The sequence below is a fragment of the Bradyrhizobium sp. USDA3010 genome, assembly GCF_056429065.1.
Genome location: NZ_JBWJZD010000081.1, coordinates 1 through 13692 on the forward strand (window position 1 = coordinate 1; position 13692 = coordinate 13692).

Annotated in this window: 14 protein-coding genes and 4 pseudogenes; 8 read left to right on the forward strand and 10 right to left on the reverse strand. The window is 62.5% G+C overall.

Annotation, left to right across the window (positions count from 1 at the left end; all coding sequences use genetic code 11):
- Window positions 1–105: 105 nt before the first annotated feature.
- Window positions 106–303, reverse strand: a complete 198-nt coding sequence (locus tag AC066Y_RS42035; protein ID WP_478278971.1) for a helix-turn-helix transcriptional regulator — start codon at window positions 301–303, stop codon at window positions 106–108.
- Between the two features lie 296 nt (window positions 304–599).
- On the opposite strand from AC066Y_RS42035, the pseudogene AC066Y_RS42040 reads away from it, so the two are divergent.
- Window positions 600–852 (forward strand): annotated as a pseudogene (locus tag AC066Y_RS42040) (ACT domain-containing protein); the annotation flags it as partial.
- 99 nt (window positions 853–951) lie between these two features.
- Here the strand turns inward: AC066Y_RS42040 and AC066Y_RS42045 are convergent.
- Both AC066Y_RS42045 and AC066Y_RS42050 read right to left on the reverse strand, forming a co-directional pair.
- Complete coding sequence (locus tag AC066Y_RS42045) at window positions 952–2898, reverse strand: glycosyltransferase (protein WP_478278972.1); 1947 nt, start codon at window positions 2896–2898, stop codon at window positions 952–954.
- Window positions 2895–4262 (reverse strand): HlyD family secretion protein, encoded by a 1368-nt coding sequence (locus AC066Y_RS42050; protein ID WP_478278973.1) that lies wholly within the window; start codon window positions 4260–4262, stop codon window positions 2895–2897. Before AC066Y_RS42050 ends, AC066Y_RS42045 begins: the two co-directional genes overlap by 4 nt.
- A 503-nt stretch (window positions 4263–4765) precedes the next feature.
- Here AC066Y_RS42050 and AC066Y_RS42055 point away from each other — a divergent pair.
- Window positions 4766–4999, forward strand: a complete 234-nt coding sequence (locus AC066Y_RS42055) for a hypothetical protein (RefSeq protein ID WP_050995355.1) — start codon at window positions 4766–4768, stop codon at window positions 4997–4999.
- Window positions 5000–5533: 534 nt separating this feature from the next.
- A pseudogene (gene istA, locus AC066Y_RS42060) lies at window positions 5534–6295 on the forward strand (IS21 family transposase); the annotation flags it as partial.
- An 18-nt stretch (window positions 6296–6313) separates the two neighbouring features.
- Here istA and AC066Y_RS42065 read toward each other — a convergent pair.
- The 5 genes from AC066Y_RS42065 to AC066Y_RS42085 all read right to left on the reverse strand — a co-directional run bounded on the left by AC066Y_RS42065 (window position 6314) and on the right by AC066Y_RS42085 (window position 9559).
- Window positions 6314–7789, reverse strand: coding sequence for a recombinase family protein (locus AC066Y_RS42065; protein ID WP_478278974.1), 1476 nt, complete (start codon window positions 7787–7789; stop codon window positions 6314–6316).
- Window positions 7680–8381 carry a recombinase family protein gene (locus tag AC066Y_RS42070; protein WP_478278975.1) on the reverse strand — a complete coding sequence of 234 codons (702 nt, stop codon included), beginning with the start codon at window positions 8379–8381 and terminating at the stop codon, window positions 7680–7682. Before AC066Y_RS42070 ends, AC066Y_RS42065 begins: the two co-directional genes overlap by 110 nt.
- Window positions 8374–8655: a hypothetical protein gene (locus tag AC066Y_RS42075; protein ID WP_156918417.1), complete on the reverse strand. Its 282-nt coding sequence runs from the start codon at window positions 8653–8655 to the stop codon at window positions 8374–8376. Before AC066Y_RS42075 ends, AC066Y_RS42070 begins: the two co-directional genes overlap by 8 nt.
- Window positions 8652–9128, reverse strand: a complete 477-nt coding sequence (locus AC066Y_RS42080; RefSeq protein ID WP_478278976.1) for a helix-turn-helix domain-containing protein — start codon at window positions 9126–9128, stop codon at window positions 8652–8654. Before AC066Y_RS42080 ends, AC066Y_RS42075 begins: the two co-directional genes overlap by 4 nt.
- Before the next feature lie 164 nt (window positions 9129–9292).
- Entirely contained in the window at window positions 9293–9559 is a 267-nt protein-coding gene (locus tag AC066Y_RS42085; protein WP_478278977.1) for a DUF5372 family protein, read from the reverse strand.
- Between the two features lie 47 nt (window positions 9560–9606).
- Here AC066Y_RS42085 and AC066Y_RS42090 point away from each other — a divergent pair.
- Window positions 9607–10389, forward strand: a pseudogene (locus AC066Y_RS42090) (Mu transposase domain-containing protein); the annotation flags it as partial.
- An 11-nt stretch (window positions 10390–10400) separates the two neighbouring features.
- Window positions 10401–10928 (forward strand): annotated as a pseudogene (locus tag AC066Y_RS42095) (ATP-binding protein); the annotation flags it as partial.
- Between the two features lie 120 nt (window positions 10929–11048).
- Here the strand turns inward: AC066Y_RS42095 and AC066Y_RS42100 are convergent.
- Window positions 11049–11237 (reverse strand): hypothetical protein, encoded by a 189-nt coding sequence (locus tag AC066Y_RS42100; protein WP_478278978.1) that lies wholly within the window; start codon window positions 11235–11237, stop codon window positions 11049–11051.
- Between the two features lie 410 nt (window positions 11238–11647).
- Between AC066Y_RS42100 and AC066Y_RS42105 the strand changes: the two genes are divergently transcribed.
- Window positions 11648–11896, forward strand: coding sequence for a hypothetical protein (locus AC066Y_RS42105; protein WP_478278979.1), 249 nt, complete (start codon window positions 11648–11650; stop codon window positions 11894–11896).
- On the opposite strand, the gene AC066Y_RS42110 is transcribed toward AC066Y_RS42105, so the two are convergent.
- On the reverse strand, window positions 11893–12186 hold the full coding sequence (locus tag AC066Y_RS42110) for a hypothetical protein (RefSeq protein ID WP_478278980.1): 294 nt from the start codon (window positions 12184–12186) through the stop codon (window positions 11893–11895). The two genes, AC066Y_RS42105 and AC066Y_RS42110, sit on opposite strands and share 4 nt — an antisense overlap.
- A 345-nt stretch (window positions 12187–12531) precedes the next feature.
- Between AC066Y_RS42110 and AC066Y_RS42115 the strand changes: the two genes are divergently transcribed.
- Both AC066Y_RS42115 and AC066Y_RS42120 read left to right on the forward strand, forming a co-directional pair.
- Window positions 12532–12897 carry a hypothetical protein gene (locus tag AC066Y_RS42115; RefSeq protein WP_478278981.1) on the forward strand — a complete coding sequence of 122 codons (366 nt, stop codon included), beginning with the start codon at window positions 12532–12534 and terminating at the stop codon, window positions 12895–12897.
- A gap of 110 nt (window positions 12898–13007) precedes the next feature.
- Complete coding sequence (locus AC066Y_RS42120) at window positions 13008–13277, forward strand: hypothetical protein (protein ID WP_478278982.1); 270 nt, start codon at window positions 13008–13010, stop codon at window positions 13275–13277.
- Window positions 13278–13692 lie beyond the last annotated feature (415 nt).

The following is a 13692-nucleotide window of genomic DNA, read 5'->3' on the forward strand; positions in this document are numbered from 1 at the left end:
AGCCTTGACGGCAGCACACCGGATCAAGCCTATTTCATCTCGCTGCCGCTCCGCACGGCAGCCTAACCACGGCAGAGGCTCCACTTATCGATGCGGAGTTTCTGTTCAGACAACCGGGACCGGCTCAGTATCGAACAGCAGCGCGAATATAAACGCAGCCTCAAGGCTCGGTTTGCGCTTCGCGCCTTCAAGGCGGGAGATAGCCGTGCGACACTTGACCCCGATAAGAAAAGCAATCTCCTTTTGCGTAAATCCAAAGCGGCGGCGAAGAGGTCGAATGTATGATTTGACGTCGTAGTTCATAGCGTGGTGGGCCTTATGACAGGCACACACGCAATTATTCACCTGAGAACGCCTCAGTTCGAGACACGAAAAAGTGCCGACTCGTCACTGAAATAAAACGCTAGGCCCCATTTTGGCTTTGACAATAGTGCCCGCGTTTCGATGAAAAGAGTGTGGAGCGGGACAAGGGGACGTGGAAAGTTCGCGCTGGCGTGCCGAGAGTCGCTAATTGTCTGTGAATCGGCGTGGGGTCCGGACGCCGGTCGGCGTCCCAAGTGCTTGATTGACTTCGCGCGTGCGGGGTCAATGTTCAGCGTCGATTCACAATCGAGGTCTCCGGCCTCGACCGCCCTGGCCTGCTCTACCAGCCGACCACCGCGATTTCGAAGCTCAACCTCAACATCGCCCTCGGCGCATGTCGCGACCTTCGGCGAGCGCGCCCGCGACGTGTTCTATGTCACCGACCTGCTCGGCGCCGAGATCACCGCGCCGACCCGGCAGGCCGCGATCAAGAGCGCGCTGCTGCATCTGTTGTCGACCGAGGACCAGGCGGCGAAGCCGGCGGCTTGACGCGTCGCCTCTCTCCACTCGTCATTCCCCGATGTGCAATTGCGCATCGGGGAATGACGACGGATGGGACTGCTGCAGGCCCACCTCATTCATACCGCTCTAGCCGAACAGCCGCATCAGCAGGGCCTTGCCGACCGGCGCTGCGCGGACACTGCGGAAGGCGCGGACATATTCGCCGGCATAGAATGCGCGCACGACATTGATCCGCGTCGCAACCGCGTCCTCGAAACGGACGCCGAAGCCATCGCGGGTGCGGCGGACCACGAGCGCGGCCACGTTCTGTCCGTAGACATTGCACTTGATCGAGGCGCCGATTGCGGGAGGAGCGGGATCGATGAAACGCGCGCCCGAGATCGAAATGTCGACCATCCGGACCAGCCGCGGCTCCGTACCTTCGTGAATCAGGATCGGCTCGTCACGCTCGAAGCGCTCGGCCTTGCGACGCCGCGGCTGCTCGATGCAAATGAAGCACACGATCGCGAGCACGACGCAATTATAGAGGCTCCAGGCCAGCGCCAGCCCCCCATAGGCGATGCTGTCGCCGCGCAGATGCAGGATGAATGCGTAGGCGATCGCCAGCAGCGTGATGAGCAAGGCGCTGCCATAGAGCCGCAGCAGCGGCCACTCGATGAAGCGGCGATTGCGGTCACCGCCCTTGGCCGTCACCTTGAACTTGTGGCCTTGCGGCTTGGCGAGGCCGATCACGACCGCCTTCAGGACCGCGGGGGCTGCGATGTATTGCGACACGTCGGTCATGATCGCGAGCGAGCGACCGCGCGAGATCCAAGCCATGGTGAAGGCGTGCCAGACATAGAACGGCATGAAGTACTTCAGAAGCTCGAACAGATCGGCGTGGACAGCCTTGATGCCGAACAGCAGATAGAGCCACGGCACGACGAGGCCGAAAACCTTGGTGCCATAGACCGCCGCCCAGCTCATGAAAGCGTCGACCAGCGACAGCCGGTCCATGAAGGCGAGCTTCGATTGCCGCGAGAACGGCCCGCTGCGGCCCCTGAAGATCTGCATGAAGCCGAGACACCAGCGCCCGCGCTGCGTGATGTATTCCTTCAATCCCTCCGGCGCGAGGCCGATGGTCAGGCGCTCGTTGAGGTAGACCGTGCGCAATCCCCTTTCCTTCAGGCGCAGCGTGACGAGATAATCCTCCGTCACCGAATCGGTCGGAAAGCCGCCGATCTGCATCAGGCCGGAGTAGCGGATCAGCGATGAGGTGCCGCAGCAAAATGCCGTGCCCCAGGCGTCCTTGGCCGGCATCAGGATGTCGAAGAAGAAACGCTGTTCGTCGGGCCAGACGTCGGTTGCGGCGAGATTGGTCTGGATCGGATCCGGATTGATGAAGTGCTGCGGTGTCTGCACCACGCCGACGGTACCGTCCTGCATCAGGCTGATCGCCCGCGTCAGGAAGTCCGGCATCGGGACAAAATCCGCATCGAGGATCGAGATGAATTCAGGGCGGTCCGGCAGGGCGGATACGTGCTGGAGCGCATGATTGATGTTGCCGGCCTTGGCGTGGCGGTTGTCCGGACGGGTCAGGTAATTGCAGCCGAGCTGCTGGGCGAGCCGGCGCAACCAAGGCCGCCGCCCGTCGTCGAGCACCCAGACGCGGTAGTTGGGATAGGTCAGCCCCGTCGCGCCGATGATGGTGCGCTCCAGGATCGCTTTCTCTTCATTGTAGGTGCAGATGAAGACGTCGACGAGCGGGGCATCCGTCGGCGCCTTGGATCGGCGCAGGATGGCATTGACCTCGGGCGAGCGGTCGATGGTGCGGCTGAGGAACAGCAGCGACAGGCACACCGCGATCATCGAGGCCGCCTCGGCCGCCACGAAGGGATAGCCGACCACCGCGTCGGCGGTGAGTCCCAGAGGCGGCAAGGTCTGGGTTACCCGCCAGACGAAGTAGTGCAGCAGCAGCAGGAACGACATGCCGGTCATCATGAGGCGGGCCAGCGTCTGCTCGCGCCGGAGCAGCGGCAGGATCGCAAGGCAGGCGCCGAAGGCGACCAGCCCGGGCGCGAATGCCGCCATCATGGCTTTGCCGCGTCCGTGTTGAACACCACCCGCCCGGTGCGGCCGACTGCGCATTCCTTGCCCGTGGTATCGAGCTCCGGCATCGAGATCGTCACCCGGTACGGTTCCTTGTTCAAGGCATCCGGATTGATCGCAAGGTTCGCGGGCGCCCCCGATGCACCGGTGAGGTTGACGATCTCACCCTTGATCGAAGCGCTGCCGTCGTTCGGCTCAAAGCTCGCCTGCTCACCAAGCCTGAGGCGGTTGTAGACGCCTTCGGTGACATTGGCGGTGACCACCGCACCGCTGCAATCAAGCAGCTTGAGCAGGGGCTGCCCGGCCCTGACGTCCTCGCCCGGCGACGTCATCATCTCCCAGATGCGTCCGCCGACCGGCGCCCTGATGTCGGCTTCCGCCCGGTTAATGTAGTGCAATTGCTCCGAGGCAATCTCGTGGGTGAGCCAGTCGATCTCCGCATCGGAATGCACCAGATCGGCGCGCAGATCGCTGACACGCTGGCGCATCTCCTCTTCGCGTTGCACGGAACTCGGCCGGTCATTGTAGCTGTCTCCAAGATAGGTGCCGTTCCTTGCCGCGGTGAGTTCGACCTTGGCGGCGTCGAGCCGGCGCTGCGCGCCGATCTCGGTCTGCTGGGCGATCGACTGCTCGCGCGTCAACCGGGCCATTTCGACCGTCGAGACGCTGCCCGATTTGATCAGCGACGAGGCGCGCTCGACCGCTGCCGTCGCTTCTTCCCGCCGCGCAGCCGCAGCCTCGATCGCGGTCTGGATTTCGGCGATGCGTGCCTGGAGCTGGAGGATGCGACCGTCGCGGAACTGGGCCGCCTGGCGGGCGAGGTCCTGTTGCGCCGTCTCGGTGGCTGCGAGCTTGGTAGCCAGACTAGGCCGCTCATTCTCAAGCCGGGACATCTGCCGGCGGAGATCGTCGAGCCGCACCCGATCGCCGCGCGCGTTGACGACATGAAGGATCGTATCGCCTTCGTGGACCACGCTGAGTTGCGTCGAGCCCTGCGCGAGCTTCGCGCTCACGGTGCCGTCGATCGGCGAGCGCAGGGTTACGATCCTGGCATTGACCACGGCCTCGACGCTCGAGGTCTGCAGCACCGCCTTCAGCGGCAGCCATCCGAACACGGTGACGATGGCAAGGCCGATGCCGACCTTGAGCAGGCGGCGAACCCATCGGCCGGAGCCTCGTGGCGTTTTGGGATGGGGAGCGCTGTCGCTGACGGGCTCGCTGACCGGCTCGTCGTGCGCCGGCTGCAACCGATCCTGCAAATCGCGCTGCAACCCTCGTGCGCCCGATTCCTCGTCCTTGCTGACGGACGTATGATCTTCGGGAACGGGCTTCTGCTGTTCCTGATTCATGATGACCGGACCCTGAACTGTCAGTGCGCGCGGGGTTCAGAAACCGTAATCCTGAACGGCCAATGTGCTTTGGGGTGCCCCTTCGACATGGGCGCACCGTCCCACCGAACGGGGCTGTTATAAGCTGGCCCATTGATGGCCACTAATGCTATCTTGGGTTCCTGGCCCAAGCCTAGGGTTGCACACAACCTAGACGTTTTCAACAGTAATTTTCCACTTATGGTGCGAAACCGCGCGCTCGTAAAGCGGTTGCAAGGCTCGACGCTGACGGAAGACACTGTGAATCGGCGTGGGATCCGGACGCCGATCGGCGTCCCAAGTGCTTGATTGACTTCGCGCGTGCGGGGTCAATTTCAGCGTCGATTCACAAACAGGCAGAGCGCTTGTCGTCTCCCTCACACCTGTGAGCCTGCCGCGCTCGATGCCACTTGCAGCGGCCGTTCTCGATTGTCAGAAGCACCGAGTGAAGAAGCTCAAGAAGCCGGGCCGGAGGTAGCATAGAAATGGCGCACGCGATTATCCGAGGAAAGAATGGTCGCCGATATGAAGTGGATTTTGACGACGCGCCGGTACGCGTCGAAGTTCACGCCAGTGAGGAGACCGTCGAGATTTTTGTGGAGGCAGATTTTGAAACGCACCCGGAAGAACGGCGACGTTTTGCGATAATCAGCATCCCCCGCCACCTGTTCAGCGAGGCCACGGGTCGGACTGCGCGACGCGCAGCGAAGGATCGTTAATGCCGCTGCCGCGCGCTCTGTGGCGCTTCCCCCTTCAGGCCGCAGCCATGCTGCTCCCTACCGCGGAGCGGTTTAGTGCAACATTCATTCTGGCAACCTCGGCCCGACATAGTTCAACAGCGATCGGGACATCCCCGAGTGCGCCGTTTCCTGGCACTTGCTCGGGTTGTCTTTTTCGTTCCCGAACTGGCCCGAGTCGCACGATGTAAGGCGACATCTGTCTTCGCTGCTCGTTTGGTCTTTCTGGCAGATATCTTGCCTTTTTGCGCCTTGGACTGTTGGGGTCTCTTTGAGACTGTTAAGGCGGGATTTGGGGTATGAGGAGTTTCGGCTGCTGATTCCGCTCGATGTCGCCCACCATTCCGGAATGATCTCGCCCACCGTTCCGATTTGATGTCGCCCACCATTCCGAGATGATCTCGCCACCATTCCGGGATGATGTCGCCCGGGGTGACGAGGCCTCTTCTGGCTCCGATACGGTCCCGCCTTTCGGCTTTGCGAAGGGGGACCTGGATGCCGACGGAGAGGTTTGCGATGCGCCATGTGCGCGATGTGATCAGATTGAAGTCGGCCGGGATGCCGACCCGCGAGATTGCGCGGCGGGTCGGCACGGCCCCTTCGACGGTGCGGTTGACGATCCGCCGGTTCGAGGCGGCGGGGCTGACCTGGCCGTTGCCAGACGACGTCACCGACACGGTGCTGGAGGCCCGGTTGTTCGCCGGCGCCGGAGCCGGTCCGGGCACCCGGCGGGGCCATCGGCGGCAGGCCGAGCCGGACTGGGCGGCGGTGCATCGCGAGCTCAAGCGCAAGCACGTGACGCTGTCGATTGTGTGGGAGGAGTACATCGCGGGCGAACCCAGCGGGTATCGCTATTCGCGGTTCTGCGAGCTCTACCGGGCCTGGGAAGGCCGGCTGTCGGTGACGATGCGCCAGTCGCACGCGGCCGGCGAGAAGCTGTTCGTCGACTATGCGGGCGACGGCGTGCCGGTGGTGATCGACCGGCTCACCGGCGAGCGGCGCGCCGCGCAGATTTTCGTCGCGGTGCTCGGCGCATCGAGCTTCACCTACGCGCAGGCGACCTGGACGCAGGGCCTCGCCGACTGGATCAGCGGGCACGTCGGCGCCTTCGAGGCGATCGGCGGCGTGCCGGCACTGCTGGTGCCGGACAACACCAAGGTCGCGGTGATCAAGGCCTGCCTCTACGATCCGCAGATCAACCGCAGCTACGCCGATATGGCGGCGCATTACGGCACCGCCATTCTGCCTGCCAGGCCACGACGGCCACGGGACAAGGCGAGCGCTTCATACTGCACCTCATTCCTTTGATGGCGCGGTGATGGCGGTGAGCTGCGCCGGACGGGCGCCGCGCCCACCGCAGCCCTTGCGGATCGTCATGCCAGGCGGGATCTCCCACAGGCCACGGTTCAGGCTGTCGGTATAGCATTTTGAGATGAGCCCCTGGCGACCCCACGTGTGTACGGCTGTCTCGGAGACGCAGAACTTGGTAGCGATCTCGCGCGTCGTTAGCATACCACGCCGACGCAGCCGCTCATATCGGCTCGCAAGTTTGTAGGCGCCGCGAATGAAGGCAACCTTCTTCAGATTGAACGCCTTTGCCTCCCATGTACGCCATCCGTGATTATTGAGAATCTCGGCGACTTCGCGATCACAATGATGGTCAAGAAGACGATCAACCTCAGCGACGAGTTCAGGTTTGAACTTGCGGATCTGGGCAATGGGTAGCGGCCGGTCGAGCACCAAGGTACGCGTGGCGCCGCCGGACAGGCGCACATGGGCCGTGATTGTTTGCGACTTGATCAAGGTTACGTCGTCGATGAGCAGACGCACGATGCGCTTGCGCTCGCGCGAGTCAACTCGCGGATCTTGCCAGATCCGCGGAAGCTGCTCGGCGAGGTCAAGGATGCGTCGCTGGGCTTCTGCGCTGAGTGCCGCAGCCTGCTGTTTGCTTCGGCGCTTGTAGTCTTCGGCGGCATCGGCATGGCGGCGCAGCTTGTCGTTCCATTCGGCCTCGAGTGAATCGGCGACGAGTCGGTTGTCGGGATCGACCTTCATGTAGCGTCGACGCGCAAGCTCGGCTTCATAGCGCATCCGCTCGACATGCTGGCGACGCGCTGCATCGGTCTCTGCGGCGCGCGTCTCAAGTTCGCGCTGCACCTCAAGGGTGACGGCCAGCGTCATCGGCGTCATTAGCTCGATCATCAGGTCTGCGATCCCCGCATCGACAATCTTCCCGGGAACCGTTTGGCAGGTCCATCCCGCGCGGCGTATCGCGTTCGCCTGGCACAGATAGGTTGGTACGGTGCTGCCGTGCTCCTGGCTGTAGCGCACACCCATGCGTTCGCCACACAGGCCACAGACCACGCGACCTTGGAGGAGCGCCGGTCCCTCGCGCGCCGGTCCCGACCGCCGCTCGCCACCGAAGGCACGAGCGTTGTCAGCGAGCCGCCGCTGGTTGGCCTCGAAGCGCTCCCAGTCGATGTAGCCCTGGTGCATCCCCGGCATAACGAACTGCCAATCGGCCCTGGCCACCCTGACGACACTGGTTCCACCATCGGGCCGGTGCCGTATGCGCGTTCGGCCATAGGCAAAAGCGCCGGCGTAGCGCGGATTGTGCAGCACCTGCAGAACGCGCGCATGGTGCGGCGCCGCCCACAGGAGATCACCCTTGTTCGATCCTGTCCGGAGTCGGCGCGGGAACAGCAAACCTTGCTCCCGGAAGAAGCGGACTGTCTGCATCGCACTTCCGGTCTGCTCGAAGATATCGAACACGAGACGGATCGCGTTCTGCACCTGGAGGTCGGGATCGAGGCCGATCGTCCGATCGTTCCGGTAAACCAGCCCGACCGGAGGGCACATCTCGAGCTCGCCGCGACGGGCCTTGTTGAGCTGACCGCCACGCATGCGTGCTTTTGAGGATGTGCAGCTCGGCCTCGCTCATCGTACCTTTGAGGCCAAGCAAGAGGCGATCGTTGAAGCTGGCTGGATCGTAGATACCGTCTTCGTCAAGGATGAGCGTCGCCGTCAATGCGCAAAGCTCGATGAGCCGGTGCCAGTCGGCCGAGTTGCGCGCAAGGCGCGAGACCTCCAGCCCCATGACAATACCGGCCTTGCCGAGCGCCACCTCGCTCACCAGTTGCTGGAAGCCGTCGCGAGCTGTCGTACTTGAGCCGGACTTGCCGAGATCGCGGTCGATGACGTGAACGCGCTCGACCGGCCAGCCGGCCACAACTGCTCGATCCCGCAACCCATATTGGCGCTCGGTGCTCTCGCCGTGCTCGGCGACCTGGCGAAGAGTCGATTGGCGGACATAGAGGTAAGCGTCGCGCTTGAGATGGTCGGCAGTGACTTTAAGCTCAGGCATGGAAGGGCTCCATTGCGATGGCGACGAGGATGCCGGCGATGAGGCGCGTGACGTCGCTTGTTGCGGGCGACGGATTGTCTGGGGCCGAGTGCGTGAGCCGATGGTCGTAGCAGGCCGCCTCGGTATCGACCTCCTGTCCGCGTGCTCGGATCCACGCTGCCAATCCCCGTCGACGAAGAATGGTGAGACCAGGGCAGGCCGTGAACTCGGCACGCAATGCGGCGGCGCGTAGCTTCTCGTAGCTGTCCGCTGCGTCCGCAGGCGCGACGATCAAGCTGGGTTGAGTCGTTTTTTTTTGCGCGCCAGCGCCCGCTCCAGGCTGCGTCGGTGCACCTTGACGCCGAACCGCGCCGAGATCGCATCTAGGCAGTGCGACGTCGTCAGTTCGGGTCTTGCAGCTTTGAGAGCGACGACGAACGCAACGACCTCGGCGGAGACCTTGTGGCCGCCTTTGGGGCCGCGCCGGTTCGGCAACAGGCCGGCAAGCCCGGCGGTCTGCAGGGCGCTCTGCGCCTTGTAGAAGGTCGGGCGCGTCACGCCGAATGTCTCGGCGGCCTCGCTGATCGCAACGCCATCGACCTGGTGACGTCGCACCATCTCGTAGCGCACCTGCACCAGGTCCTTCGCATCGAAGAATGGGTTGCTGACGAACGAGGGGTCGCGGACGGCTTCCGGATTTGGATTGAGGACGCCGTCTTGCGCCAGCGCCTCGCTCTTCGGATCCTGCTTCTTCTTCGCCCTGGCCATGCTCGGCCCCAATCTTACGTAAATATAAATACGCCTCTATATGTTGAGTGTCAATGGAGATGTCGACGCCATATGAAGGTATTGTACAGATTATAAAGCAGAAGCACGCCACTCCGCGTCCGCAGCATGGCGTTATTATCTTTACACATGCGGCGTATTTATGTTTACGCATCGTTGGCGCCCACGCTCTCCGCGAGCCGGTCCAGCGCGTCACAAAGCGCCAACAGGCCAACCACGCAAAAGGCTGCTCTACCCGCAGCGATCAGCCGGAACTCATCGGGTGGATCGATATCGGTCCAGGCGCTCGCGATCGTGCAGAGTCGACCATTCTGGCCCTCATAGACCACCCGGTCTTCGCCCCAATGACGGCGCCGACAGATCAGATCGAACTTACGACCGCAAAGCGGATGGAAGGGATGCGTGATCCGCACCTTTTGCTCGGTCGTAGCCGCATGACCTGCAGTCGACAACTGTTGCCAAGGCCAAGGTCGAGCAGGCGGTCCTCATGGTCGAGTGCTGGCTGCTCGAACGGCTGCGCCACCGGATCTTCCACAGCCTCGCCGAGGTCAACGCGGCGATCGCCGAGTTAATGACCCGGCTCAACGAGGAGCGGCCGATCCGGCGGCTCGGCGTCACCCGCCGCAAGCTATTGGAGGAGATCGACCGGCCGGCACTGAAGGTCTTGCCGGAGAGCCCTTACGTGTTCGCCGAGTGGCGGATCTGCCGGGTCAGCATCGACTATCACGTCGAGGTCGGGGCGCATTACTACAGCGTCCCGCATCGCTTCGTCCGCGCCGAGGTCGAGGTGCGCTTCACCGCCCGCACCGTGGAGATTTTCCACAAGGGCGAGCGGATCGCCGCGCATCAACGCGTGAGCGGCAACCACAAGCACACGACCGTGCCGGAGCACATGGCCTCCAGTCATCGGCGCTACGCCGGCTGGACCATCGAGCGCATCCGCAAGGATGCCGCCACGATCGGGCCGGCCACCGCGGCGCTGTGTGATCTGATCCTGGATGAACGCACACACCCCGAGCAGGGCTTCCGCGCCTGCCTCGGCATCATCCGGCTGGCCCGCTCCTACGGGCAAGAGCGGCTCGATGCCGCCGCCATGCGGGCGATCGATATCGGCGCGCGCACTTACGGTTCGGTCAAATCGATCCTCGCCAACAATCTTGATCGGCGTCCTTCACCCAAGCGCTCCGCGGACGACGCGCCGATCCTCCATCCCAACATCCGCGGGCCGCGCTACTACAATTAGGAGATCACGCCTTGCTCACCCATCCGCCCCTCGATCAGTTCCATCAACTCGGCCTTCACGGCATGGCCAAGGCCTTCGCCGACATCGAAGCCGGCGGCGAGGCCGCCAGCCTCGGTCACGCCGAATGGCTTGCGCTCTTGCTCGAACGTGAAGCGTCGCTGCGACGCGACAAGCGACTGTCGAAGCGGCTTCAATATGCCAAGCTGCGCCAGCAGGCCTGCATCGAGGACATCGACTATCGCACCCCGCGCGGCCTCGACCGCAGCCTCTTGACGATGCTGGTCGAAGGCCAATGGATCGACGACCACGCCAATCTTTTGATCTGTGGCCCGTCCGGCGTCGGCAAGAGCTGGCTCGCCTCGGCGCTCGGCAACAAAGTTTGCCGCGACAATCGCTCCGTGCTCTATCAGCGCGTCCCGCGACTGTTCAGCGATCTGGCCTTGGCGCGCGGTGACGGCCGCCACCCCCGCCTGCTGCGCGCGCTCGGCCGCGTCGATCTCCTCATCCTTGATGGTGTGGACGGCCTCACCTCAACGGCATCATAGTGCCAAGGCGTGGTCGCCAGAGCGCCACAAAGAAGGGAGACCGTCCGAGATGAAGTTTATCAGAATAGGCGTTGATCTCGCCAAGAACTATTTTCAGATTCATGCGCTGTCTAGCTAGTGACCCGGTGGCCGCCGGAACGGGATCACGTCGCCGTCCGCCGCCCGGACCACCACACGCGCCAGCTCCATGACGTCGAAGCCGTGCTCCGCGACCATCTCGGCGACGCCCTGCCGGTCCATCTCACGGACGATGGCCTCAACAACCTTCATCAGCCGTGCCGTTTCGGCCGCCGTATCGCTCATGGTCATGACCTCGTGAGAGCGCGATCATATCCGCGGCGGGCGTGGGTAGCGAGCGCTCCGCGCTAGACCAGAGAAACCGCCCAGACGAGCGACGCCACCAAGATGATCAGACCAGCGATGATGATGCCCAGCCAGATGTTGTCCATGCTGGCCCAAACCGATCGCGGTTGACCTCGTTCCTCGCTGGCCACGCCGCAGCGAGACCTCGGGGCTGGGGGCCATGGGGTGAGGTCTCGCCGTCGTGCGGTGGTTGGGGTTCTCAGCCTTGGAGAACTGAGGCCGCCATCGAACGCTCATTCAGGCCGCCCGTCAATGAGCAAGGGTGGCGAGCGCTTCGCGCTGATAAAGCCAGCCTGGAACACAGACCTCCGAAATGGACAAACGGCAGAATCGGAACCACATATCAGCGCATGCCACACTTAGAGACTTGCAAGGGCGTCCTGCGCCACCTGATCGCCAAAGGCGACGTGAACGGCATTCCTCTAGCTGAGCGCGCGATCACCGAATACCTGGAAGTGACGCCCGTAGCCGCCCGCAGGAGCGGCCTTCGCCTAGTTCAGGACGACGTTCTGAAACAGCGTGATACCGTGATTGGAGATCGGCGCGAGTTCGCCGAAACCGTCAACGCATACATCGAAAAGATGCTGGCGCCGCCCTAGCGCGCATCCTGATTTCGCATCACCAGCAAGCCTGCGGCAGCCGTGATTGATGCGACAATCGACACAACCCGAATAGCGAACAGCACATCTTCGTCCTGACCAAGGCGCACCCCCAATTCCGTGTCAGCCAAAAGCGTCGTGATCGCGAAGATGATAAGGGTGCGGCCAACACCCACCCGAACATTTCCTTCACGCTTATGCCCGCGCTGGATTAATATCCGACTCATTGGGAACTGAGGGGAAGCAGCATGCGCCCGCAATCCGTTCTCGCAAGCCGTCTGGGTTGCCATGATCGGCCTTGGGGCACTTGTCGCCTATGAGTACGTGCCTCATTAGGACCGGCCATGGCCAAGATGATTAAGTCACTCGCAAGCAAGCTGACAAGGCAGAGCGCGCGGCACTCTCTCCGTTCTCGACCGTGACTTAGCGGAGGGATTGCAGCCAATGGCGCGCGCCTACCGGGCGCAAGCTGACGTGATCAAATCCAAAAAGAAAAAGACCAAGAAGGCGTCGTGAGGCCGCCTCAGTCGCTCCTAGGAGCGACCACGGCCCTTTGGTCGCCGCTTCGGTTCTTTGATCCTCAAGAACGCCAAAATCATTGCCCCTAATGGGAGCGCCATTCCTCGCGGGCCCTGATGGAAATCCCACAGTTCGCAGTTCCTCAAACCGTCGAAGATGCAGAAAAGACGGACACTCAATTCGAGAATAATAAGCGCATTGTAATCCATGCCATGGATAGAGATCGCGGCAAGATCGGATGGGCGGCGCATATCCCATCGCTTTTTGAGGATCGCGTTCCGATGAAGCTGGACAAAACCATCAATCCAGAATCGTTGTTCACGAAGCGCCAAATCACCGGGGATGTCTTGATCGTCTATAAGCTGGACGAAGAAGAAAATCGAATCCCTACGCCACGCCTGCACCCGACGGAGACGCGTCAGGATCGCCGGCCGTTCAACGCTGATCCGCTTCTCGCTCGTCAAATCTGCCACTCCTCTTGAGGTTGCGAGCCTAAGGGAGCCGGCCCTTCCAACCTCCCACTATTGGTAGGTGCGCTTTGCGCTTAGTGGCGCAGAGTAAGCTGGGGCAGTCTCCATATCGGATTGCACGCATGGCAGCAGGTTGGATGGTTTCAATTGGCTACATAGAAAGCGGCCAACTTCGGCACGTAACGTATGCGGTCGCGGTGGCTAACGCCACCGAAGCCATCAAGGCTTCACTGGATGTCGGCGCCGCCCGATTCTCATTGGATGCCGTGGCCTTGGCGAATTCTGAACTCAGTCTACAGCAACTGGATGATCTCGGCATGGTGAAAGGCGGGATTTGTTCCCTATGGGACGACACGCATGATTGGCTGATCTGGCCCCGCCAGCTCCATTAAGTTTGATCAGGGAACACGATGACTCGGCAAGGAGCGATAGTTCGCGGTCTACCGGCAATCGGGCGCGGTGTCCGCTACGGCGCGCGAGACGGTTCGGCCCGCGCAGAGTTCTCATGAGAAGGGCACGACGAGAATGACCCCGCCTGCGGTCGCCGATGGGCTATGATCGGCACCGCGGGCAGGCTCGTCGGTCACTTCTACATGCACAATGGCGACGATTCAGCCTTCGTTTGCGAACGCGGCTGAGTTCTTCAACAGCCTGTCCTACTGCGTCACAAACGATGATCTGTCTAGCCCGTCTTATTCATCAGCGGCTTGTTGAGAGGCTGGCGAGCGTGGCGTAAGCCGCTGAGGTGGCGTAGGATTCGGTTGCTGACACCCACCCTCCGCGCATCCGGGCCGCCACACTCGCCAT